This is a genomic window from Streptomyces griseiscabiei (assembly GCF_020010925.1).
Taxonomy (GTDB): Bacteria; Actinomycetota; Actinomycetes; order Streptomycetales; family Streptomycetaceae; genus Streptomyces; species Streptomyces griseiscabiei.
Window position 1 is genome coordinate 194,373 of record NZ_JAGJBZ010000006.1, and the last position, 21,970, is coordinate 216,342.

The following is a 21,970-nucleotide window of genomic DNA, read 5'->3' on the forward strand; positions in this document are numbered from 1 at the left end:
GTGTGCAATCTTCCCTTAAGGGCGGCTTCGCGGCCCCGTGGGGAAGATGGCACGCGGGAGGCTGGGGTTCCGCGCGAGGTTGTCGGATTCTGTCGATGTGCCGAGGGTTATCCGGGTGGGCGGGCGCTCAGCCGGCCGGCTCGGCGAGGGCCGCCTCGTCCAGTGCGGCCGTCAACCGGTCCAGGCGGTCGCGCAGTTCGCGGATCTCGTCGATCTCCAGGGTGGTCGCGGAGACGATCCGGCGCGGCACGGCCAGCGCGCGCTGCCGGAGGGCGGTGCCCTCCTCGGTCGGCCGCACCACCACCGAGCGCTCGTCGCGCGCGCTGCGCTCACGGCGCACGAGCCCGGCCGCCTCCAGGCGCTTGAGCAGCGGCGACAGGGTCCCGGAGTCGAGCCGCAGATGCTCGCCGAGCTTCTTCACGGGCAGTTCGCCCCGCTCCCACAGCACCAGCATCACCAGGTACTGGGGGTAGGTGATCCCCAGGTCCTTGAGGGCGACGCGGTAGACGCCGTTGAAGGCGCGCGAGGCGGCGTGCAGGGAGAAGCAGATCTGCCGGTCGAGACGGAGGAAGTCCTCCTCGCGGATCTGCCCGGAGACCTCCTCGGAGGTCCCCTCGGGCGTGGGGGCGGCGCTGGTGGTCATGGCTCCAGAGTACCCCGTGTCCGCCATTTAGTTGTGGGCAATTGAATTGTGTGCTCTACTGGAGTCCGTGAACGGCGGTCGGACCGGACCGCCGGACGCGACTCGACCACCTGATCGACCTGATCGATTCGATCGACCTGACCTGCTTGACCTGTGAAAGGGATGGTTCTCCCATGGACGCGCTCTACACCGCTGTCGCCACCGCCACCCACGGCCGTGACGGTCGCGCCGTCTCCTCGGACGGCAAGATCGACCTCGAACTGGCCCCTCCGGTGGAGCTGGGCGGCAACGGCCAGGGCACCAACCCCGAGCAGCTCTTCGCCGCCGGTTACGCGGCCTGCTTCGGCAGCGCGCTCGGCCTCGTCGGCCGCGCCGCCAAGGTCGACGTCAGCGACGCCGCCGTGACCGCCGAGGTCGGCATCGGCAAGCAGGGCGAGGGCTTCGCCCTCAAGGTCACCCTCCGCGTCGAACTCCCCGACACCGTCGACGAGGCCACCGGCCGCAAGCTCGTCGAGCAGGCCCACCAGGTCTGCCCCTACTCCAACGCCACCCGCGGCAACGTCCCGGTCGAGCTCGTCATCGAGTAGTCCGGGCGGGCCGGGGAGGCCGTGTGATCCGTGTGACCTGTGAGGTCGGTGCGGCCAGAGGGCGTCCTAGGGAGTGATCCGCGCCAGCACCTCACCGGTCACAGGACTCCAGTCCACGACCACCGCCTCCTCCGGCACCTGCCGCCACCGGGTGAGCAGCAGCCACCTCACCCCGTATCGCCGCGCCACACCCCCACGCAGGGTCCGCGTCGACGCGGGGTCGAGGTACGCCCGGACATCGGCGAGCCGCCGCGCCCGCTCTCCCTCCGCCGCCGCCGGGTCGGGCCACGGGGGCGCCACCAGGTCCACCCCGTGCCCCGCGATCGCCCGCCCCGCGACGGACCCGTCGGCGATCAGCACGTCTCCCGCCCGCAGATGCCGCGCCGCCCACACGTACGACGGCCACCGCGCCGGCCGTTCCGGGCCGACGGAGTCCAGCGCGGCCGGCACGACGGCGCCCGCCTGCACGGTGAGAAGCCCCGCGCACGCCCCCGCGACCGCCGCACCACCCAGCGCACGCCGCGCCCACCCCCAGGGCGCGGGAGCCGTCAGCTCCACCGCCAGGGCGATCTGCGCCGCCGCACCGGCGAGCCCCGCGACCTGGACGTACGCGGGGTGCCCGGCGGCCCAGCCGTACGCCACCACCAGGCACTCCGCCGCGAACAGCGCCACGAGCGGATCCCGCGCGGAGCGGCGCCCCCGCGCCCCCAGCGCCGGCAGCCCGAGCAGCAGCGTCGGCCAGAGATACCAGAAGTGCCAGAAGTGCCAGAAGTGCCAGAGGGGCCGGTGGGCTTCCTCCGGGCCGGTGCCTCCCGCCGAGGACAGGACGTCGTAGTACGGCCACGAGACGGCGGCCAGCAGCGCCACCGCTCCCGTCAGCGCCCAGCGCACCACCAGCGGCCGGCGCCACCCGCGCTGCAGGGCCGCCACGATCGCCAGGGCCCCGGCCGCCGCGCCCACCCCCGTGACCGGGTGCACCAGCACGGTCAGCCCGTACAGCGCGCCGAGGCCGGCGTACGCCCAGCCGCTCCCGAGGCCGCTCGGCCCGACGTACCGCACCCGCCGCCCCGGAAGACCGCCGCCACGCGCGCGTGCCGCCGTCCCCGCCCAGGCCCAGAACGTCAGGGCGACGGCGCACACCGCCGGGTGGCCGAGGTCCGTCGCCAACGGCGGCAGCCCGGCACCGCCACTCCACGGGGCCCGCCCGGTGCCCCACAGCGACGTCATGAACAGCAGGGCCAGGACCGGCGCCCACGGCCGGGGCGTCAGTACGCGGACGAGACGGCCGATCCCGGTGAGCAGCACCAGCAGATTCACCGGCCCGGCGAGCTTCAGCAGCGACCAGCCGCTCAGCCCGGTCAGCCGCGCGAGGACGCCCTGCGCGACGCTGTACGGGGTGTACGCCGGGCTGCCCGCGCCCGGCAGGGCGACGGCCGGGTGGGCCGGGTCCAGGAGGTCCCGGCGCAGCCGTTCGACGGCCGCCGCGTGCAGACCGGCGTCGCAGCACAGCGGCAGCCACCAGTACGTCAGGGTCGCCACCAGCCAGAACAGCGCGCCCGCGACGAGATACGGGGTCGGCCGCCGGGTCAGCCGGGTGCGGCCGCCGCGCACGGCGGTGGCACCGGAGCCGGTCGTCGGGCGGCGACCGGAAGCGGGACCTGCGGGGACCGTCTGACCTGTCCGGACCGGCTGGGGCATCTGCCGTGTATTCCCGGTATCCGAGCCGGAGGGCGACGGCTCAGCGCGCGGTCACCACATCGAGTGAGTCGCGGGCGGTGGTGATCCGCTCCAGCAGCAGCGGCAGTCCCAGCACCGGCAGCAGCCAGGCCACCACGATCAGCCGGTCGCCCCAGATGGTGATGTCCGGATGCGCCGCCTGGTTGAGGACGCCCGTGCACGCGCCCGCGAGCACGAACCAGCCGAACTCCGGCCGCTGCCGCAGCGCGCCCCACGCGCCCGCCCCGAGCGCCGCCAGGAACAACGGCTGGACCAGCTCCCGGCGCCCCCACTCCGCCCAGAACTCGGCCTGCAGCCGCAGGAACTCGGGCCAGAGCCGGGCCGGGTCCCGGTCGGGGAGCGTGAAGTGGTCGGTGAGCAGATCCTGAAGGCTCTCCGTCGCCGCCGGGTAGTGCAGCAGCCCGGCGAGCACCGGCGTGCACACCGCCGCGCCCGCCGACACCACCCCGAGCGACCGCACCCACGGCTCCACCGGCTCCCGCGGTCCGGCCGTGCGGCGCCGGAGCGCGACCACCGCGCACGCCCCCGCCAGACACACCGCCAGGAACAGCGCCTGCGAGTGCTTCACCGTGAACAGCGCGAGCAGGCATACGCCGACCAGCGGCACCCCCGTCCGCACCCGCCCGGCCATCGCCAGCGCGCACCCCCACAGCACCGCCAGCGTCAGGGCCAGCAGCACCCCCTCCGTCATGGGCCGCACGGCGGTCGCGCCGCACGGGAGGACGTAGTACAGCGCCTGACCGGTCAGGGCGACGGGGGTGGGGGCGCGGACGGCGCGCAGGACGAGGAAGGCCAGCACACCCCCGGCCGCCGCGATCAGCACGCTCGCCAGCCACACGCCCCAGGTGACCCCGAGCGCGGCGACGAACGGGGCCAGCAGCAGCGGATACCCGGGCCGCGCCTCGAAGATCCGCAGGAACCGCTCCGAGGCGAAGGGCGCGATCGGGCCGTCCCACCGCCCGGCCGCCAGCCGCTCGTCCACCCTCTGCCACAGCTCCCGGCGGCACTCCTCGGCGACCCGCGCGGCCGGGCTCGGCTCGCGGAACCGCACCACGTCCACGCGCCGCTTGCGCTCGGCCGTCGCCGCCCGGCTCCCGCAGTAGTGGCCGATGGCCCCGGCCGCCGACTCCCGCACGCCCGCGCCGCCCAGCGTGAGGGCGTACGACACGTAGTTCTTGGTGTCGGGAGTGGCGCGCCCGGTGACACTCGCGAACTGGAGCAGCGCGAAACCGGCGGCGAGCAGCAGCACCCACGCCCGCGCGCGCGGCGCGAACCACCGTGTGCGCCCGCCGGCCGTGGGCGCCGTCATGACAACACGAGGCCCGTGCCCGGCACCGTGTCGGCGGACCTCGGCGCGGGCACCTGGGGCGCCCCCGAACGCGGTTCCCGCTCGCCCAGCATCAGCGTCCGTACCACCCGCTCGGCCGCCCGCCCGTCGTCGAACTCGCAGTACCGCTCCCGGAACCCGGCCCGCAGCCGCGCCGACTCCGCGTCCCGCCACTGCCCGGAGTCGAACAGCCAGGCCAGCTCACGGTAGGAGCGGGAGACATGGCCGGGCGGGTCGGCGGCGATGTCCAGGTACAGGCCCCGGCTCACCGCGAACGCGTCGAGGTCGTCGGCGTGCACGACGATCGGCCGGTCCAGGTTGGCGTAGTCGAACATCAGGGCCGAGTAGTCCGTGACCAGGACGTCGGAGGCGAGCATCACCTCCTCGACGTGCGGCTCGTCCGTCGCGTCCACGACGACCCCCCGCCGGTGCAGCTCGGCGAGCCCGAACCCGCGCGCCGGGCCGTCCGCGAGCGCCGGATGCAGCCGTACGACGAGGGTGTGCGCCTCGCCCAGACCGCCGCGCAGGTCGGCGGCGAACCGCGCGAGGTCGAAGCGCTCGACGTGACCGCCGCGCCGGTAGTCGCGGGGCGTGGGCGCGTACAGCACGACCGTGTGCCCGGCCGGGATGCCGAGCCGCGCCCGGACCGCCGCGCCGCTGTCCGGACCGGCGTTCACCAGGACGTCGTTGCGCGGGCTGCCGGTGCGCAGCGAGCCGAAACCGCACGGGTACGCCCTGCTCCACACCAGCTCCGAGTGGCGGTTGGCGACGAGCGAGTGGTCCCAGCTGTCGGCCCGGCGCAGCAGCTCGGGCACATCCGTGCCGAGCCGGGCACCCGGCTTGTGCAGCAGGTCGGCGCCCATGAACTTCAGCGGCGTCCCCTGGTGCGTGTGGACGTGCACACTGCCCGGCCGCTTGGCGAGAGGGCCGGGCCGGCCGGCGTTGCCGACGAAGAACGCCGCCCGCGCCGCCAGCCGCAGATGGTCGGACGAGCCCGGCGTCACGTACGCGACGCCCGGCGGCAGCGCCGCCACCCGGTCCGGCCGCACCACCCACACGCCCCGGATGTGCGGCGCGAACTCACGGGCGGCCTGGTAGACGGCCGCCGGGTCCCCGAGCACGCCCCGGTGCGAGAACGCCGAGTACAGCGCCAGGTTCGGATCCAGCGGCAGCCGCTCCTGGGCCAGCGACCAGCCGCGCCCGATCAGCCCGGCACCGGCCGCGCGAGCGCGCCCCGCGTGCGCGCCGAGCGCGTCGGCGACCCGGGTGACCAGGTGCCGCGCCCGGTACGCGGCCCAACCGCCCTCCAGCACCCGGTGCTCGGGGGCCACGGGGTCGTCGTCCGACCGGTGCTTGCGGTACAGCGCCGCCGTCCGCCCGAAGAATTCGGCCCGGTCGCCCGGCGGCATCCGGTCCGGCTCGGCGAGGATCTCCAGACACTGCGCCGCCATCCGGTTCCGCAGCGAGGGCCGCAGGCCCGCCGCCTCCGGCCGGGAGGCCAGGAAGCCGAAGACCCGCTCGTACTGGTCGTGCAGGTCGAAGGGGGCACGGCCGCCGGCGGAGGGGCCGGTGCCGCGCCGCCGCTGCCGGTGGGCGACGCAGATCCGGTCCAGCGCGGCGATCCGCCCGGCGTCGAACAGCACCGGGAACGTCCAGGCCGTGTCCTCGTGACGGCCCGGCGGGAACCGGAAACCGTGCGTCTCGACGAACTCCCGCCGGTACGCCTTGTTCCACACCGCCGTCGGCAGCTCAAGGATCTCCGGGCGCCCGGCGACCGTGAAGGTGTCCGGGCCGACCGCGGCCGGCACGCGCGCGTGGGCGTCCCGGCGGATCTCGCCCCAGCCGTACGCGCGGACGTGGTCGAAGAGCAGCACATCGGGATCGCCGGTCTCGTCCAGCCGGTCCGCCAGCGCACGCAGGGCACCCGGCACGAGCGTGTCGTCGCCGTCCAGGAAGAGCACGAAGTCCCCGGTGGCGTACGGCAGTCCGGCGTTGCGGGCGCGCCCGGGACCCACGTTCGCCGGCAGATGCAGCACCCGTACCCGGGGGTCGCGGGCGGCGTAGTCGTCGAGGATCGCGCCACCGCCGTCCGGCGAGCAGTCGTCCACGGCGATCACCTCCACGTCCCGGTACGACTGCCGGAGGACCGAGTCGAGGCACGCGCGCAGAAAGCCCCGGACCTCGAAGACGGGCACGATGACACTGAAACGGGGCATGTCCGTCAGCTCCTCACGAGGGTCGCGGCGGCGGATGCGGGGACGTGCGCGGAGGCGTGCGCGAGGGGCGCGGCGTCGGGGGCGGGCGCCGGGGTCCGCGCGGCGAGCGGCACGACGGGCGGCAGTGCCTCCGGCCGCTCACCGAGGAACACCCGCCGTACGACCCGCTCGGCCGCCCGCCCGTCGTCGAACGGGCAGAACCGCTCCCGGAACGCCGCCCGCAGGGCGCCGGCCTCCGGGTCCGCGTACGAGCCGTCGCGGAACAGCTCCGCCAACTCCCGCTCGGTGCGCGCGACATGACCGGGCGGCTCGGCCGGCAGGTCGAAGCAGACGCCCCGGGTCTCCCGGTGGACGTCCCAGTCGTCCGCGAGGACCACGATGGGCCGGTCGAGGTTGGCGTAGTCGAACATCAGGGACGAGCGATCGGTGATCAGCGCGTCGGCGGCGAGGCAGACCTCGGCGGTGGAGGGGTGTGCGCCGACGTCGATGATCCGGCCGCCCCACCGGCGGGCCGCGCCCCGGGAGACGGGCTCCCGCAGCAGCACCACGAACTCCTCGCCGACCGCCTCGCAGAACGCCTCCAGATCGAGCCGGGCGATGTCCTGGGCGCGGTCCCGGCCGTCGGTGACGTCATCGTGCGCGGGGGCGTACAGGAGAGCCTTCCTGCCCTCGGGCACACCCAGTTCACGCCGGGCGCGCGCCACGTCCTCCGCCGTCGCCGTGCAGTGGACGTCGTTGCGCGGCAGGCCGTACTCCACCTGCTCGTAGCCGCCGGGGAGCGCCCGCTCCCAGGTCTCGGTGGAGTACCGGTCGGCGGAGAGGGCGAAGTCCCAGCGGTCCACGCGCGCGAAGAGCGCGGTGAAGTCGCCGGACGCGGCGGACGCCACCGGGTACGGTGCCCGGTCCACGCCCGTCGCCGTCAGCGGGGTGCCGCGCCGGGTCCGCAGATGGACGCCGCGGTGGCGCTTGACGATCCCGTCCGGGCCAGGAGCGTCGAGATCGGTGTCGTCGACCAGGTACTTGGCGCGGGCGAGCACCCGCCAGTACTCGCGGCTGCCGACGACGGCGTGCTCGACGTCCCCGGGGAGCCGGTCCACCGCGTCGGGCTCGACGAGGAACACCGAGCGCAGCCGCGGGGCGAGTTCACGGGCCTTGGCGTGGAGGGCGGCGGGGTCGCCGGTGACGTCACCGCCCCGGTGCACGCGGTACGCGACGAGGTTCGCGTCCAGCGGCAGCAGGCGCTGGAGGGCGTACAGGGCGCGGGTGAGGGGCGCGCGGGGACGGGGGAGCGCGGCGAGGGCGCCGGTCACCGCCCGGTCGGCGGCGCACAGGACCCGGAAGCCGGCGTACGAGCCGGTCGCGAGCAACCGGTGCCGCAGACCGAGGGTGCCGCCCGGCCGCCGGAAACCGGCGGGGCAGTGGAGGCGGTAGAGATGCGTGGCACGGTGGAAGAAGGCGCGGCGCCGGTGGGCGGGCAGCCGCTCCGGGTGCGCGGCGCTCCGCAGCACGACCGCGAAGAGCTGCTCGAACAGCGCCTCCGACACGCCCTGTTCGGCGGTGGCCCGGGCGAGCACCAGCTCCACCTGGTCGAGCAGTTCGAGCTGCTGCTCGCCGGGCGCGTGCAGCCGGCTGCCCTGCCGGCGCAGCAGATGCCGTACACAGACCGTGCCCCGCAGCTCGGCCGTGCGCTCGGCGGCGAGGGCGACCAGACCGCTCCAGCCGAGGTCGGTGAAGTGGCCGATCGGAAAGGTGAGCTGGCGCTCGGTGAGGAAGTCCCGGCGGTAGGCCGCGCTCCACGCCGGGGCCTGGGGGCCGGTGGGGCGCACGACGGTCGTACCGCCCTCCCACCAGTGCGCCCGCTCGTGCGCGAAGTACAGGACATCGGGGTCGCCGGCCTCGCGCAGCCGGTCCGTGATCGCCTGCAGCGCGCCCGGTGCGAGGGTGTCGTCCCCGTCCAGGAACAGGACGTACGTCCCGTGCGCCGCGGCCAGCCCCGCGTTGCGGGCGGCGCTCAGGCCCCCGGCGGGCGGGGACTCGACGGGGGCGACCCGGGTGTCCCTGGTGGCGTACGCGGTGCTGACGGCTCCCGCCGGGGAGTCCGGCGCATCATGGACCGGGATCAGCTCGAAGTCGCCGAACGGCTGGGTGAGGACCGAGTCCAGAGCGAGGGGGAGGCGCCCTTCGACACCGTGCGTGGGGACGATGACGCTGAAGCGGGGCATTCTTTCCTTTCGAAGGGTGCGATGTCGTGTGTGGCCGGGTGCGTGGTCGGGTGCGGGTGGGTGGGGCTTCTCGCGCAGTTCCCCGCGCCCCTGAAAGACCAGGCCCCTGCGCGACCAGCCCCCACCGGACCCGCACCCGAAGACGGAACGCCTACGTACCCAGCACGTCGTCCGCGCCGCCCGGATGGGCCGCCGCCGCGGACGGGACGGGGTGGCGGTCGGGCAGGGGGACGAAGTCGACCGGCGACGGGTCGCCCAGCACGACCCGCCGTACCACCCGCTCCGCCGCCCGCCCGTCGTCGTACTGGCAGAACCGGTCCCGGAACGCCGCCCGCAGCTGCGCCGACCGCGACCCCCGCCAGTGCCCGGTCGCGAAGATGTCGATCAGCTCGTCCTCGCTGCGCGCGACCGCGCCCGGCGGGAAGGACCGCAGATCGAAGTACGTCCCGCGCGCCGCCTCGTACGCCTCCCAGTCCTCCGCGTGGATCACGATCGGGCGGTCGAGGTTGGCGTAGTCGAACATCAGGGAGGAGTAGTCGGTGACCAGCGCGTCCGAGGCGAGACACAGGGCCTCCACGCTCGGGTGGTCGGTCACGTCCAGCAGCCGGCCGTGCGCCAGGTCCGAGAGCCGGGAGCCGTACGCGTGGTGCGCGCGGGCCAGGATCACGAAGCGCGGCCCGAGCTTGCGCAGCATCCGCTCCAGATCGAGGTGGGCGCGCTGCGAGTGCCGGTAGTCCCGGTGGGTCGGCGCGTACAGGACGGCGACCGCGCCCTCGGGGACGCCGAGGTTCTCGCGGATCCGGGCCACGTCCGACGAATTCGCCCGCAGGAACACGTCGTTGCGCGGGGAGCCGTGTTCGAGGGTCGTGTACGCGGACGGGAAGACCCGCTCCCAGACGAGCGTGGAGTGCCGGTTGCCCGACAGGACGAAGTCCCACTGGTCGCTGCCGCGCAGCGCCGCCGCGAAGTCGGTGCCGCGCGCCGCAGCCGGCCGGTCCCGGAGGTCGAGACCCATGTGCTTGAGCGGGGTGCCGTGCTGGGTCTGCAGCAGGACCTGACCGTTCCGCTTGACCAGGCGCCGGTCGAAGTCCGTGTTGTTCACCAGGTACTTGGAGCGGGCGAGCGCCGTCCAGTACGCCATCGAGCCGGGCAGCACCCGCCGGGTCGCCACCGGGAGCGTGTGGTGGTGCTCGGGGCGCGCGATCCATGCCGTACGCATCTTGGGGACGTATGTACGGAACGCGTTCTCCAGCGCGGCCGGGCTGCACACATAGCCCCGGCCGTCGTACGCGGCGAACACCGCCCGGTCGGCCCGCAGCGGCAGGAGGCGCTGGACGCGGTAGTGCGCGCGGAGCCCGCCGGCGCGCAGCAGCCGGGCCAGACCCCGGGCCAGGCGCCCGGCGCTCCGGCCCAGCCGGGCCAGGGCCCACAGTGCCCGGTACGTGCGCTGGCTGCCGAGTCGCAGGAGCGCGTGCCGCACGCGGGCGCGGGCGTGGATGGGCGCGCCGGGGGTGCGATAGCGGGCGCAGTGCGCGCGGACCGTCCGCAGGAACTCGGCGCGCGCCTCGCGCGGCAGCCGGTGGCGCCGGGAGAACACGGAGGTGAGGTGGTCGAGCATGCGCCGGAACAGCACCGGGCGCCACTGCGCCAGCTCCGGGCGCTCGTCGATGTACGCGAACACCCGGTCGTACTGCTCGAACACGTCGAAGTGGGCGCGGCCGGTCGCCCCGAGCAGGCTGCCGTGGCGGCGCCGGCGCTGGTGGACACAGACCCGGTCGAGGGTGGCGACGGACTCGGCGGTCATCAGGACGGGGTACGTCCAGGCCATGTCCTCGTAGATGCCGGACGGGAACCGGAAGTCGTGGTCCTCGACGAACTCCCGTTTGCAGGCCTTGTTCCACACCACCGGGCGGATGTTCAGCAGGCCCGGACGGTCGTCGAGGCGGAACGGGGCCGGGCCCTGCTCGGTGAGCCGGGGGTCGTGCGCGTCACCGGCCGGCTCGCCCGACCAGGAGACGCGGGCGAAGTCGTGGACGAGGACGTCCGGTTCGCCGGTCTCCTTGACGCGGTCGGCGATCGCCTGGAGCGCGCCCGGCGTGAACGTGTCGTCGCCGTCGAGGAAGAGGAGGTAGTCGCCCCTGGCGTACTCCATCCCCTTGTTGCGGGCGGCACCCGGGCCCGCGTTCTCCCGCAGGCGCACGGTACGGCGTACGCGCGGGTCGCGCGCGGCGATCTCGTCGGCGATCGCTCCGCAGTTGTCGGGGGAGGCGTCGTCGACGACGATCAGTTCGAGGTCGGTGAAGGACTGGGACAGCACGGAATCCAGGCATTCGTGCAGGTACGCCTGAACCTTGTACGCGGGAACGATGACACTGAACCTGGGCAAGGAGGACATCCATGGGTCGGCGCGGGCATACTGCCCGGAAACGGCCGATGGGATGATTTGGTTACGGTGCGTGTTCCATACGGGGGATTTCTGGGGGAGTTGGGGGCGCGCGGGTGTGAATTCGGGTGCGGGGTGCGCCGGTTGGCTCTGCGGGGTGGGGTGCGTTGTCGTCCGCGGCCGGGTGGGGCTTCTCGCGCAGTTCCCCGCGCCCCTAAAAGACCAGGCCCCTGCGGGCCTGAAAAGCACGGGGCGCAGCCCGTGCTTTTCAGGGGCGCGGGGAACTGCGCGAGAAGCCCCCACGCACCCGCACCCGCCAACACGCCCCACACCCCCACCCCATGAGGCGCCCTTGGTACTACTTCACCGCTCCCGCCATCACCCCCGACACGAACTGCCTCTGGAACGCGAAGAACACGGCCAGTGGGATCACCATCGAGATGAACGCGCCCGGCGCGAGGATCTCGATGTTGCTGCCGAACTGCCGTACCTGCTGCTGGAGTGCGACCGTCAGCGGCTGGGAGTCGGAGCTGGAGAAGACCAGCGCGACCAGCATGTCGTTCCACACCCACAGGAACTGGAAGATCCCGAGGGACGCCAACGCCGGTGCGGCGAGCGGCAGTACGACGGTCGCGAACAGCCGTACCTCACCGGCCCCGTCCAGCCGCGCCGCCTCCAGCAGCTCCCGCGGGATCTCCGCGAAGAAGTTGCGCAACAGGAAGATCGCGAACGGCAGTCCGAAGCCGACGTGGAAGAGGACGACCCCGATGATGTCGCCGAAGATCCCGAGGTCCCGGAAGAGACCGGACAGCGGGATCAGCGCCACCTGCACCGGCACCACCAGCAGCCCCACCACGCCCATGAACCACCAGTCACGGCCCTTGAAGTCCAGCCAGGCGAAGGCGTATCCGGCCATCGCGCCGATCAGGACGACCAGCAGGGTCGCCGGCACCGTGATCCAGACCGTGTTGAAGAGGGCGCTGGTGATGTCGTCGTTCTCCAGGAGCGACTGGTAGCTCTTGGTGGTGAGTTGGGCCGGAGCGGAGAACACCTTCCACCACCCCGAGGTGGAGATGTCGGTCGGATCACGGAACGACGAGACCAGCAGCCCGAACGTCGGCACCAGCCAGAACAGCGCCACAAGGAGCAGAAACACCCGCAGTGCGCCCCCGGCCGCGCCGCTCGCGAGCCGGGAGGCGACGGAGCGTTTCCCGACGGTCCCGACGGTCTTGGCAGCCGCGGGGCGTTCCTCGACAGTCGTCACCGCTGGCGCTCCTTCCTGAGGCGCCGGATGTTGACCCACATCACCGGCAGCACGAGCAGCAGCAGGACCACACCGATCGCGCTGCCGAGACCGAAGTCGCCCCCACCGCCGTACGACACCAAGTAGAGCTGCAGGGCGAGGACGTTGGCCTCGTCCTGGGTGGGCTGGGGGGCGATGATGTAGACGAGGTCGAACACCTTCATCACGTTGATCATCAGCGTGACGAGGACGACGACCAGGACCGGCGCCAGCAGCGGCACGGTGACCTTGCGGAACACCTGCCACTCGTTCGCCCCGTCCACCCGGGCCGCCTCCAGCAGATTGCGGTCGACCCCGGCGAGCCCCGCCGCGATCAGCACCATCGCGAAGCCCGCCCACATCCAGATGTACGAGCCGATCACGGCCGGGGTGACGAGCGTCGGGCCGAGCCAGTCGATGCCGTTGTAGGGCGCCGCGAAGTTCGAGCCGGGCAGCCGCAGTTGGGCTCCGTCGGCCGACGCCGGGAGGCTGAACGTGCCGTCGGCGCCGCTGCTCGTGGAGGCGACGACCCTGCCGTCCTTCACCGCCTCGACCTCGACGCCCTTCAGCCCCTTCTCGCCCGGGTCGACGGCCCCCTTCTCACCGCCGCCGCCGAGCCGGAAGTCCAGCCAGACGGTCCCGGTGACACCGTCACCCTCGGCGGTGGCCGCCTTCGCGTCCCGGGCGTCGCCGGGCAGGCTGTTCGGGGCGATCCCGACGAGGGGGAGGAGCGCCGGGGTGCCCGCCCGCACGGTCCCCTCCGTGGTGAACGACCCGCCGCCGGACGCCTTCAGATCGCTCACCTGGGCATTGGGCCGGGCCTTCGGATACACCGACTCGTCCACGAACACGTCGTGCACGGAGGTCACGACCGCGTTGGCGACCCCCTGGTCCGGGTCCTGCTCGTACACCAGCCGGAAGATGATGCCCGCGGCCAGCATCGAGATCGCCATCGGCATGAAGACGATCAGCTTGAACGCCGTTCCCCAGCGCACCCGTTCGGTGAGCACCGCGAAGATCAGCCCGAGCGCGGTGACGAGCGCCGGGGCCACCGCGACCCAGATCGCGGTGTTGCGTACGGCGACGAGGGTGGCGTCGTCGGTGAAGATCTCCGCGTAGTTGTCGAGGCCGACGAAGCCCGAGCCGTCCGCGTCGAACAGGCTCCGCCAGACCGAGTACCCGATCGGGTAGACCACGAGCGCGCCGAGCAGCACCAGCGCGGGCAGCAGGAACAGCACCGCCACCCACAGCCGGGTGCCCGTCACGCTCTTGCGCGATGCGGCGGGGGAAGCCGGCGGTTCACCGGCGCCCCCCGCCGTCTTCGTCCTTGTCCCGGCGGACGGCATGGGGTCGCCGTCAGCCGTTCCCGTAGGCCTTCGCCGCGTCGGTCTCCAGCTGTTTCTGGGCACCGGCCACGTCGTCGGGGTCCTTCAGGAAGTCCTGGAGGTCCTTCCACTCACCCGTGCCCTGGGTGCCGCCGAACGCCGCCGGGGCCTGGTCGGACATGTCGAAGCGGAAGTCGTCGCCCGCCGCGTGCAGCGCCCCCGCGATCTCCCGGGTGACGTCGTCCTTGTAACTGGCCTGGTCCATCTCCTTGTTGGGGGAGAGGTAGCCGCCCTGTGCCGCCCAGATCTCCGCCGCGTCGGTCGAGGCGAGGAAGGTCAGCAGCGCCTGCGCGCCCTTGCCGTCCTTCAGCGCCACGGCCGCGTCACCGCCGGTGACCACGGGGGAGGCGTCGCCGACCGCCGGGAACGGGAACACCTTGGCGTCCGTGCCGATCTTCGCGTCCGTGTCGCCGTTGACGGTGACGGCCACGAAGTCGCCCTCGAAGACCATGCCGGCCGGGGTGTCCCCGGTGAAGGTGTTGGTGATCGACTTGATGTAGTCGGTCTGCAGCGCGCCCGAGGAGCCGCCCGCGAGCAGGTCGTCCTTGCCCCACAGCTCGGCGAGCGTGGTCAGGGCGTCCTTGACCGAGGGGTCCGTCCACTTGATCTCGTGCTTGGCGAGCTGGTCGTACTTCTCCGGGCCCGCCTGCGAGAGATAGACGTTCTCGAACCAGTCGGTGAGCGTCCAGCCGTCGGCGCCGCCCACGGACACGGCCGGTGAACCGGCGTCCGACAGCGTCTGCGCGGTCTGCAGGAAGTCGTCCCAGGTCTTCGGCTCCTCGGTGATCCCCGCCGCCTCGAAGGCCGCGGTGTTGTACCAGACCAGGGACTTGTTGGCGGCCTTGGCGTACACGCCGTACTGCTTGCCCTCGTAGGCGCCGAGGTCCTTCCAGCCGTCCGAGAAGTTCTTGTCCAACTGGGCCTGGGCCTCGGCCCCGAGCGGTTTCACCCAGCCCTTCTCGGCGAACTGGTGCAACACGCCGACCTGGGGCAGGAACGCGACGTCCGGCGGCTTGCCGCCCTCGATCTTCGTCCCGAGGAACGTGGACGTGTTGTTGCCGGTGGGGACGAACGTCACCGAGGCGCCGGTGCGCTTCTCGAACTCGTCCAGCACCTTCTGGAAGTTGGCCAGTTCCGGGCCGGTGAAGACCGCCGCGACCTCCAGCTTCTGGCCGTCCAGCTCGGGGAGTTGGACGGTGGCCTCGTTGCCGCCGGTACCTCCTGTGCCGCCCTCGTCGCCGCTGTCGTCGTCACCGCCGCCGCAGGCGGTGAGGGAGAGGGCGAGGGCGCCGACGGCGAGGGCCGCGAGGGCTTTGTGTGTGGGGGGAGAGGTGGTGGGGCGGGTGGGGGGATTGGGCTGGTGTGTGCCATATGTACCGAGCATGCGAAGAGTGTGACGAATGCGGTGGTTCTTGCGCATCACTGACCCCGTTCTCCGTGCGTCGTCGAACGTCGAGCGCTGTCCCGTGCGCTCTGGTCTACGCCGGGTGGGAGGGGGCGGCAAGGGCGCCTGCCGGGTGTACGTCTTGATCGTGACCGCGTCGTGACCATGGGCTCGGCGGTGGGCTCCGCGATCGGCTCCGCCGTGGGGCCGGGTGCCTGATCGCCGTCGGGGTGTCTCGTCGTTGGCGGGTGGCCGGTCCGTCGTGGTTGCTCGCGCAGTTCCCCGCGCCCCTGGAGGGGAGGGGCCTGCGGCCACCTCTCCTCCGTCTTCCCCCGTCCCCCGCTTCTGCTGCGGGCCGCCGTGCCGCCGAGTCGCGCGGCCCATCCCCCGGCGCGCCTGGCCACCGGGTGCCTGATCGCCGTTGGGGTGCCTTGTCGTTGGCGGGTGGCCGGTCCGTCGTGGTTGCTCGCGCAGTTCCCCGCGCCCCTGGAGGGGAGGGGCCTGCGGCCGACTCCCCTCCGTCTTCCCGCGTCCCCCTGCCTCGCTCCTTCGGTTACAGCAGGGACGGTACGTTCGTCGCCGAGACCTCTCGGGCCGCGCGGTCCAAGGCGCTGGCCAGGAGGGCCAGGTCCGTGGGGCCGTTGCCCAGTTCGCGGACGGGGCGGCGGGCGGGGGGGTCGCCCATGCGGGCCCAGTCGAGGGGGACGACGGTCGGGCGGAGTGTGGCCGTGCGGGGGATGCGTCCGGTGACGCGGCCCGCCTGGAACGCGGTCGTACGGTCACCCTCGCCCAGCAACTCCCCCCGCCCGGGGGCGGGTTCCTCCGGTCCCGGCACGGGCGCGCTCAGCACGACCCGCCCACCGGCCGCACGCGCCAGCTCACCCTCGCCCGTGCGCCCCCCGACACCGGTCGTGGCGACGAGATGCACCCCGAGCCGCTCACCCTCCCGGGCCACCGCCTCCAGGGCCCGTACGACCGATCCGGCGGCGGGCCGGCCGGTGGAACCCAGCGGCGGTGACAGCAGGGCGTCGAGGTCGTCGACGACGACGACGAGCCGGGGCAGCTCCGAGGCGGGGTTCGTCCCGGCCGCCCCCCTGCCGTCCTGGTCGGCGGTTCTGCGGCTCGCCGCCGGTCGCAGCCGCAGGGTGGAACTGGACGACGAGTCGAGATCGGCGGCCCCGGCCGGTCCGGACCCCGTGCCCGAGGCTCCCGAGGGCGCCGAACGCTGCGGGACGATACGCCCCGAGACCGCCCGCCGGGTGTGCCACTCCCCGAACCCCAGCCCGCCCAGCAGCTCGTACCGCCGCTTCAGCTCGGAGATCAGCGACTGCGCGAACTCCCGCATCCGGACCGGGTCGTTGGCCGTGAGATGCGTCCCCACATGGGGCAGGTCCGTACAGACCGCCAGCCCCTCGGCGGCACGTCCCCCACCGGCCCCGGCGGCGCCACCGGCACCGCCGTCCCGTCCGTCCACCAGGGCGATGCCCAGCCGGTCGGGCCGCTCGGCGGCGGCGAGCGAGGCGGCCACGGACCGCAGCAGCTCCGTACGGCCGCTGCCCACCGGCCCCTCGATCAGGAGGTGGGGGCCCTCGGCGACCAGGTCCACGGAGACCGGTCCGCGCGGCCCGGCGCCGAGCACGGCCCAGGCGCGCCCGCCGAGCGCCGTCGTGTCGTCGGCCGCGTCCGCCCAGCGGGCCATCAGCGACGCGGGGGTGGCCCGCGCCAGCCCCAACTCGTCCAGCAGCCGCGCCGACTGCGGCAGCGGCGCCGACACCCGCGCCTGCCGGTCCCCGGCCGCTCCGTCCGTCCGCAGCGGCGCGAGCGCCCGCGCGAACCGCTCCGCCCACGCCGCCGACACGGCGTCCAGCACGGCCACCGTGCCGTGGTTCAGCAGTCCGGGTGCGTCGGCCGCGTCGCTCGCGTCCAGCGCGGGGATGTCCTGGGTGCCGGGGTGCGTCCGCTCGTCGGCTCCGGAGCGCGCGCCCCGCGCGAGGTCGATATGGGTGTGCGTACGGCTCGACGAGGCGCCGGTGTCCGCACCGCGCGCGTGACCGGCGGAGGGAGCGGGGGCGTGATCGGGGGCGGGGGACGCGGCGCGCGCGCCCTCCGTACGGCCGGGTCCCGTCTGTTCCGAAGCTCCGGAGCCGCCCCCCGTGACGTGCCCGGCGGAGGTGACCCGCAGCAGCCGCAGCGCCGTGGCGACGTCACCGCTGAGCAGGGCGACGGCCCCGCAGGCGCGGAACGCGGGCGAGACCTCGCAGGCCGCCGTGTACGTCTCCGTCACCGGTGAGGAGGGTGACGCGGACTCCGTCTCGGCGAGGCACACCACATGGATCCCGGCGAGCGGCCCCTCCTGGGCCAGCCGCACCACGGCCTCCCGCACATCGGCGCCCCCGGGGTCCCCGTCCACGATCACCACCGTGTACGGCCCCGCGAAGCCCTCGCCCGCCGGTCCGTCCTCCCGGGCCCACGACGGCCTCCGCACGGCCCGCCGCCCCGAGACTCCGGCTCCGTCCCCGGGCCCCGAGAGCCCTCCGGCGCCCGCCGCACGACTCCCGCCCGGCGTACGCCCGTTGCCCGCGCCCGGCGTGCTTCCGGGGGCATGGCCCGCCGTGTCCGCCGCGTGGTCCTCGACGCGGCGCAGCAGTTCGTCCAGCCGGGCCGTCGTCTGCTCGCGGTCGTAGGCGAGGAGGAGCCGGCAGTCCTGGCCGTGGGAGGGGCGGAGGTGGGGGAGCCAGCCGAGCCAGGACCAGTCGGCGGCGCGCTCCTCGGCGGAACGGGAGCGGTCCGCGCTGATCAGGACCAGCTCCAGGGCATCGGGGGAGTGCAGCGCGGCGAGCTGCGCCACGACCGCGCGGGTCAGCCCCGTCAGCCGGGGGCGCGGCCCGGCCAGCCCCAGCGCGCCGACCTCGCGCAGCCCGGTGGTCACCGGCACCGCCGGCAGCAGCCCCGAGCCGTCCGGCGCCGCCCGGTCCGCCGTGCCCAGCCGCACCGTCAGCGCCTCCGGGTGCCCGGGCCCCCGCTCCCACAGCCGGGCGCCCGGACCGAGCGCGGTCAGCAGCAGCGCCGCCGGATCCGGCCAGGTCTCCGGCAGCCGCTCACCGGCCGCCGGGAGCACCGAGGCCATCGCCCCGCGCTCGTCCTCGTCGTCCTCCGCGTCGTACTCGTACGGGTCGTACTCGGCCCCCGCCTGCCCCCGCCCGCCGGTCAGCCGCCGGGCCCAGGCTCCGAACCCGCCCCGCTTGCGCACCCCGCGCGGTACGTCCGTCCCCCGGAGGGGTGTGCCCTTGCGGGTGCCGGACTCGGGGGCCTCGCCGCCGTCCCCGAAACCGTCGCCCCCGAAGCCACCGTCCCTTCCGTCGCCGTCACCGGGCGCGGCGTCGGCGGCGCGGGAACCCCGGGCGGCGCCGGGCGGGTCGTGGGCGTCGCGGAGACGGCCATGGGTCTGCGCTTCCGGCTCGCCCACGCCGTTCTCGTCGGCGCCCTGGTGCACCGGCTCCCGGCCGGCACCGGGCGCGGCCCCGCGCCCCGCGCCCCCGGTCGCGCCGGACCCCGCGCTCCCCGTCGTCCGCTCGATGCCGGGCACCCCGCCCTGCCCCGGCACCGTCCGCCGCTCGGCCCGCTCCTGCCCGGAACCCCCGGCCCCCGGCGCGCCCGAACCCCCGCGGGCCACTCCGCCGAGACCGGAAGCGGGCCCCGAGCCCGCCCCGCAACCCTCGGAACCCCCGGAATTCCCGGAGCCTGAGCCCGCCCCCGCTCCGACCGCCACGCGGACGTGACCCTCTCCGTCGGGTGCCGTCGTGATCCCCCGGGCCCCGGAGGACGAGGCCAGGCGGAGGGCGGACTCGCCGATGCGCAGGAGGGCGCCCGGGGCCAGGCGGACCGGGCGGTCGCCGACGCGGGTGCCGTCGAGGGTGGTGCCGTTGGTGGAGCCCAGGTCGACGACGGAGACCCGGCCGTCGGCGGCGAGGGTGACCGCGCAGTGCAGGCGGGAGACGTCCGGGTCGTCGAGGGGGACGTCGGCGTCGGCGGAGCGGCCGATATGGATCTTGCCGCCGTGCAGCAGATGGACACCGCCCGCGTCGGGGCCGGCCACGACATGGAGCTGCGCGGCGGCCTCGTCGACCTCGGGACCCGCTTCGGAGGGGGCGCCCAGGGAGAGCACGGCGCCGTCGATGAGGGGCGGCTCGCCCAGCGTGCAGCGCTGGGCGTCGAGGCGCTCGGCACCGGCGTACAGCACGACCTGCCCGGCGCCGGTCTCCCGGCTGCGCTCGAGACGCTCCGCGCCGCCCTCGCCGACGGCGGAGGCGAGGCCCGAGGCCACGGCCGCCAGGGCCGTCCCGGCGGGCGCCGTGACCAGCACGTCGCAGGCCGTGGCACGTCCTCGCGGCTCGGAGGTCGGTCCCAGCGGGTCTACGACGGTCAGCCGGATCTGCATCGCCGTCAGCGATCCCTTCCGCGCGGGCACCCGCGACGACGAGGACGAGACCGCGCGGTCCCCACCGCGGACTTCCCCCACCACGCACGGGCACGTCGGCCAGTAGCTGGAGGCATCCTCGCACCTGCCACTGACAACACGCCCGCCGCCCACCGTCAAGTGATCTTGATTGGTCGGCTCTGCCCCCAAAAGTGCCTGACCAGTGCCCGGTAGTTGATCACTTGAGATCGGTCACGTCCGTATCGCGTCCGCATTCGGGATCGGTCACGTCCGCATCCGGAACCCCGGCCACCCCCGCGCGGCAACCAACCGCCCGTCGGGGAGCGTCTTTCCATCGAACGCACACGGGTACCCGTACGTACTCAAGCCACAGCAAGCGGACAGAGTGGGCAGGAAGAGTCGGGAAGTGAACAGCCCGGTCCCGTGGACGGCCGCACTACAGTGGTCGGAACGTCCGCAGGACTCCAGGGCGTGACCAGGCAAGCAGCAGGCAGGCAAGCAACAGGGAGTGCATGACGTGCGGCCGGTAGGCAGTAAGTACCTCCTTGAGGAGCCGATTGGACGCGGCGCCACAGGCACTGTCTGGCGCGCCCGCCAGCGGGAGACCGCGGGAGCCGAGGCGGCCGTGCCCGGCCACCCCGGCGAGACCGTGGCGATCAAGGTCCTCAAGGAAGAGCTCGCGAGCGACGCGGACATCGTGATGCGGTTCCTGCGGGAGCGCTCCGTGCTGCTCCGGCTCACCCATCCGAACGTCGTGCGGGTGCGGGACCTCGTCGTCGAGGGTGATCTGCTGGCCCTGGTCATGGACCTGGTCGAGGGCCCCGACCTGCACCGCTACCTCCGGGAGAACGGCCCCCTCTCGCCGGTCGGCGCGGCCCTGATGACCGCCCAGATCGCCGACGCGCTCGCCGCCAGCCACGCCGACGGCGTCGTCCACCGCGATCTGAAGCCCGCGAACGTCCTGCTCAAGCAGGACGGCGGCGAGATGCACCCGATGCTGACGGACTTCGGCATCGCCCGTCTCGCCGACTCCCCGGGCCTCACCCGGACCAGCGAGTTCGTCGGCACGCCCGCGTACGTCGCCCCCGAGTCCGCCGAGGGCCAGCCGCAGACCTCCGCCGTCGACATCTACGGCGCCGGCATCCTCATGTACGAACTGGTCACCGGACGCCCGCCGTTCAACGGCCAGTCCGCGCTGGAGGTGCTGCACCAGCACCTCAGTGCCGAGCCGCGCCGCCCGTCCACCGTCCCCGACCCGCTGTGGACGATCATCGAGCGCTGTCTGCGCAAGAACCCGCGCGAGCGGCCCAGCGCCGTCAACCTCGCCCGCGCGCTCCGTATCGTCGCCGAGGGCGTCGGGGTGCACGCGAACTCGATGCAGATCGCCGCCGCCGAGGGCGTGGGCCACATCCTCGCCCCCGACCCGGCCCCGGCGCAGGTGCCGGGCGCCGCCCCGGACGCGTTCGGCTCGGCCGATCCGACCCAGGTGCTGCCGCACGGCGCCGGCGCGTACGACCCGAACGCCGCGACCAGCGTGCTCCCGCACACCTCCGGTCCGGCGGGCTCGGGCGACGCCACGACCGTGCTGCCGCACACCTCCGGCGCCGACCCGACGTCCGTGATGCCGCCGGTGCCGTCGCACGACCCCGGCGGGCAGCAGCCCGAGCAGCCGCACCCCTGGCAGAACCAGCTCCGCGCGGCCCGCGACCGCAACGAGCAGACGCAGGTCCAGTACCTCGACCCGAACGAGGACCCGCTGCGGCGCCGGCCGCAGCGGCAGGTCAACCGGCCGCAGCAGGCTCCGCAGCAGCCGCCGCGACAGCCGCAGCAGCAGCCGCCGCGCCGGCAGCAGCGGGCGCCTCAGGGAGGCCCCGGTCCGGGGTACGGCCAGCCGCAGCAGCAACAGCAGTACGCGCCCCCGCCCGCGCCACAGCCGCAGCGGCGGCAGCCGGAGCGGTACGCGCCCGCGCCGCAGCAGCCCGCTCCGCGGCCTCAGCGGGAGCCCCGGCCGCCGCGCGAGCCGCGGCAGCGCAGTGCCAACCCGATGCGGATTCCGGGGCTCGGGTGCCTCAAGGGGTGCCTGTTCATGATCGTGCTGCTCTTCGTGGGTGGTTGGCTCATCTGGGAGTTCACGCCGCTTCAGGGGTGGGTCGGCACGGGGAAGAGCTGGTGGGGCCAGCTGTCCGACTGGGTCGGCCAAGTGGGCAAGTGGATCGGGGAACTGGACAACGGCTCGGGTAAGTAGGAGCGCCTGACAGTTCGGGGATGCGGGTTCTTCGGCGGGTGCGGCTCCGGTGGGGGCTGGTCGCGCCGTTCCCCGCGCCCCTGAAAGACCAGGCCCCTGCGGGCCTGAAAAGCACGGGGCG

Annotated in this window: 12 protein-coding genes; 2 read left to right on the top strand and 10 right to left on the bottom strand. The window is 74.1% G+C overall.

Annotated elements, in window-relative coordinates; translation table 11 throughout:
- Positions 1 to 127: 127 nt before the first annotated feature.
- On the bottom strand, positions 128 to 643 hold the full coding sequence (locus J8M51_RS45395) for a MarR family winged helix-turn-helix transcriptional regulator (RefSeq protein WP_086760832.1): 516 nt from the start codon (positions 641 to 643) through the stop codon (positions 128 to 130).
- Positions 644 to 816: 173 nt separating this feature from the next.
- On the opposite strand from J8M51_RS45395, the gene J8M51_RS45400 reads away from it, so the two are divergent.
- Complete coding sequence (locus J8M51_RS45400) at positions 817 to 1,230, top strand: organic hydroperoxide resistance protein (protein ID WP_086760831.1); 414 nt, start codon at positions 817 to 819, stop codon at positions 1,228 to 1,230.
- A gap of 66 nt (positions 1,231 to 1,296) precedes the next feature.
- Here the strand turns inward: J8M51_RS45400 and J8M51_RS45405 are convergent, their stop codons facing one another.
- The 9 genes from J8M51_RS45405 to J8M51_RS45445 form a co-directional block, all read right to left on the bottom strand.
- Positions 1,297 to 2,928, bottom strand: a complete 1,632-nt coding sequence (locus J8M51_RS45405) for a hypothetical protein (protein WP_267300165.1) — start codon at positions 2,926 to 2,928, stop codon at positions 1,297 to 1,299.
- 40 nt (positions 2,929 to 2,968) lie between these two features.
- A complete protein-coding gene (locus tag J8M51_RS45410) occupies positions 2,969 to 4,276 on the bottom strand; it encodes a hypothetical protein (RefSeq protein WP_086764074.1) in 1,308 nt (435 codons plus the stop codon).
- Positions 4,273 to 6,510, bottom strand: a complete 2,238-nt coding sequence (locus J8M51_RS45415) for a bifunctional glycosyltransferase/CDP-glycerol:glycerophosphate glycerophosphotransferase (RefSeq protein ID WP_086764076.1) — start codon at positions 6,508 to 6,510, stop codon at positions 4,273 to 4,275. The genes J8M51_RS45410 and J8M51_RS45415 overlap by 4 nt, the downstream gene beginning before the upstream one ends.
- A 5-nt stretch (positions 6,511 to 6,515) precedes the next feature.
- On the bottom strand, positions 6,516 to 8,732 hold the full coding sequence (locus tag J8M51_RS45420; protein WP_267300166.1) for a bifunctional glycosyltransferase/CDP-glycerol:glycerophosphate glycerophosphotransferase: 2,217 nt from the start codon (positions 8,730 to 8,732) through the stop codon (positions 6,516 to 6,518).
- A gap of 151 nt (positions 8,733 to 8,883) precedes the next feature.
- Positions 8,884 to 11,127 (bottom strand): bifunctional glycosyltransferase/CDP-glycerol:glycerophosphate glycerophosphotransferase, encoded by a 2,244-nt coding sequence (locus J8M51_RS45425; RefSeq protein WP_086764404.1) that lies wholly within the window; start codon positions 11,125 to 11,127, stop codon positions 8,884 to 8,886.
- Between the two features lie 346 nt (positions 11,128 to 11,473).
- On the bottom strand, positions 11,474 to 12,379 hold the full coding sequence (locus tag J8M51_RS45430; protein WP_086764261.1) for a carbohydrate ABC transporter permease: 906 nt from the start codon (positions 12,377 to 12,379) through the stop codon (positions 11,474 to 11,476).
- Positions 12,376 to 13,662 carry a carbohydrate ABC transporter permease gene (locus tag J8M51_RS45435; protein ID WP_179203533.1) on the bottom strand — a complete coding sequence of 429 codons (1,287 nt, stop codon included), beginning with the start codon at positions 13,660 to 13,662 and terminating at the stop codon, positions 12,376 to 12,378. The genes J8M51_RS45430 and J8M51_RS45435 overlap by 4 nt, the downstream gene beginning before the upstream one ends.
- A gap of 91 nt (positions 13,663 to 13,753) precedes the next feature.
- The gene (locus tag J8M51_RS45440; RefSeq protein ID WP_398858193.1) at positions 13,754 to 15,166 is read right to left on the bottom strand and encodes an ABC transporter substrate-binding protein; all 1,413 of its coding nucleotides are present in this window, start codon (positions 15,164 to 15,166) and stop codon (positions 13,754 to 13,756) included.
- A 553-nt stretch (positions 15,167 to 15,719) separates the two neighbouring features.
- A complete protein-coding gene (locus J8M51_RS45445) occupies positions 15,720 to 19,604 on the bottom strand; it encodes an FHA domain-containing protein (RefSeq protein ID WP_267300168.1) in 3,885 nt (1,294 codons plus the stop codon).
- Between the two features lie 517 nt (positions 19,605 to 20,121).
- Here J8M51_RS45445 and J8M51_RS45450 point away from each other — a divergent pair.
- The gene (locus J8M51_RS45450; protein WP_086764644.1) at positions 20,122 to 21,849 is read left to right on the top strand and encodes a serine/threonine-protein kinase; all 1,728 of its coding nucleotides are present in this window, start codon (positions 20,122 to 20,124) and stop codon (positions 21,847 to 21,849) included.
- Positions 21,850 to 21,970 lie beyond the last annotated feature (121 nt).

Excerpts from the sequence above, each read along its gene's own strand:
- J8M51_RS45400 (WP_086760831.1), top strand. The coding sequence starts at position 817 with ATGGACGCGCTCTACACCGCTGTCGCCACCGCCACCCACGGCCGTGAC.
- J8M51_RS45410 (WP_086764074.1), bottom strand. The coding sequence starts at position 4,276 with ATGACGGCGCCCACGGCCGGCGGGCGCACACGGTGGTTCGCGCCGCGC.
- J8M51_RS45440 (WP_398858193.1), bottom strand. The coding sequence starts at position 15,166 with ATGCTCGGTACATATGGCACACACCAGCCCAATCCCCCCACCCGCCCC.
- J8M51_RS45420 (WP_267300166.1), bottom strand. The coding sequence starts at position 8,732 with ATGCCCCGCTTCAGCGTCATCGTCCCCACGCACGGTGTCGAAGGGCGC.
- J8M51_RS45445 (WP_267300168.1), bottom strand. The coding sequence starts at position 19,604 with ATGCAGATCCGGCTGACCGTCGTAGACCCGCTGGGACCGACCTCCGAG.
- J8M51_RS45405 (WP_267300165.1), bottom strand. The coding sequence starts at position 2,928 with ATGCCCCAGCCGGTCCGGACAGGTCAGACGGTCCCCGCAGGTCCCGCT.
- J8M51_RS45395 (WP_086760832.1), bottom strand. The coding sequence starts at position 643 with ATGACCACCAGCGCCGCCCCCACGCCCGAGGGGACCTCCGAGGAGGTC.
- J8M51_RS45425 (WP_086764404.1), bottom strand. The coding sequence starts at position 11,127 with ATGTCCTCCTTGCCCAGGTTCAGTGTCATCGTTCCCGCGTACAAGGTT.
- J8M51_RS45415 (WP_086764076.1), bottom strand. The coding sequence starts at position 6,510 with ATGCCCCGTTTCAGTGTCATCGTGCCCGTCTTCGAGGTCCGGGGCTTT.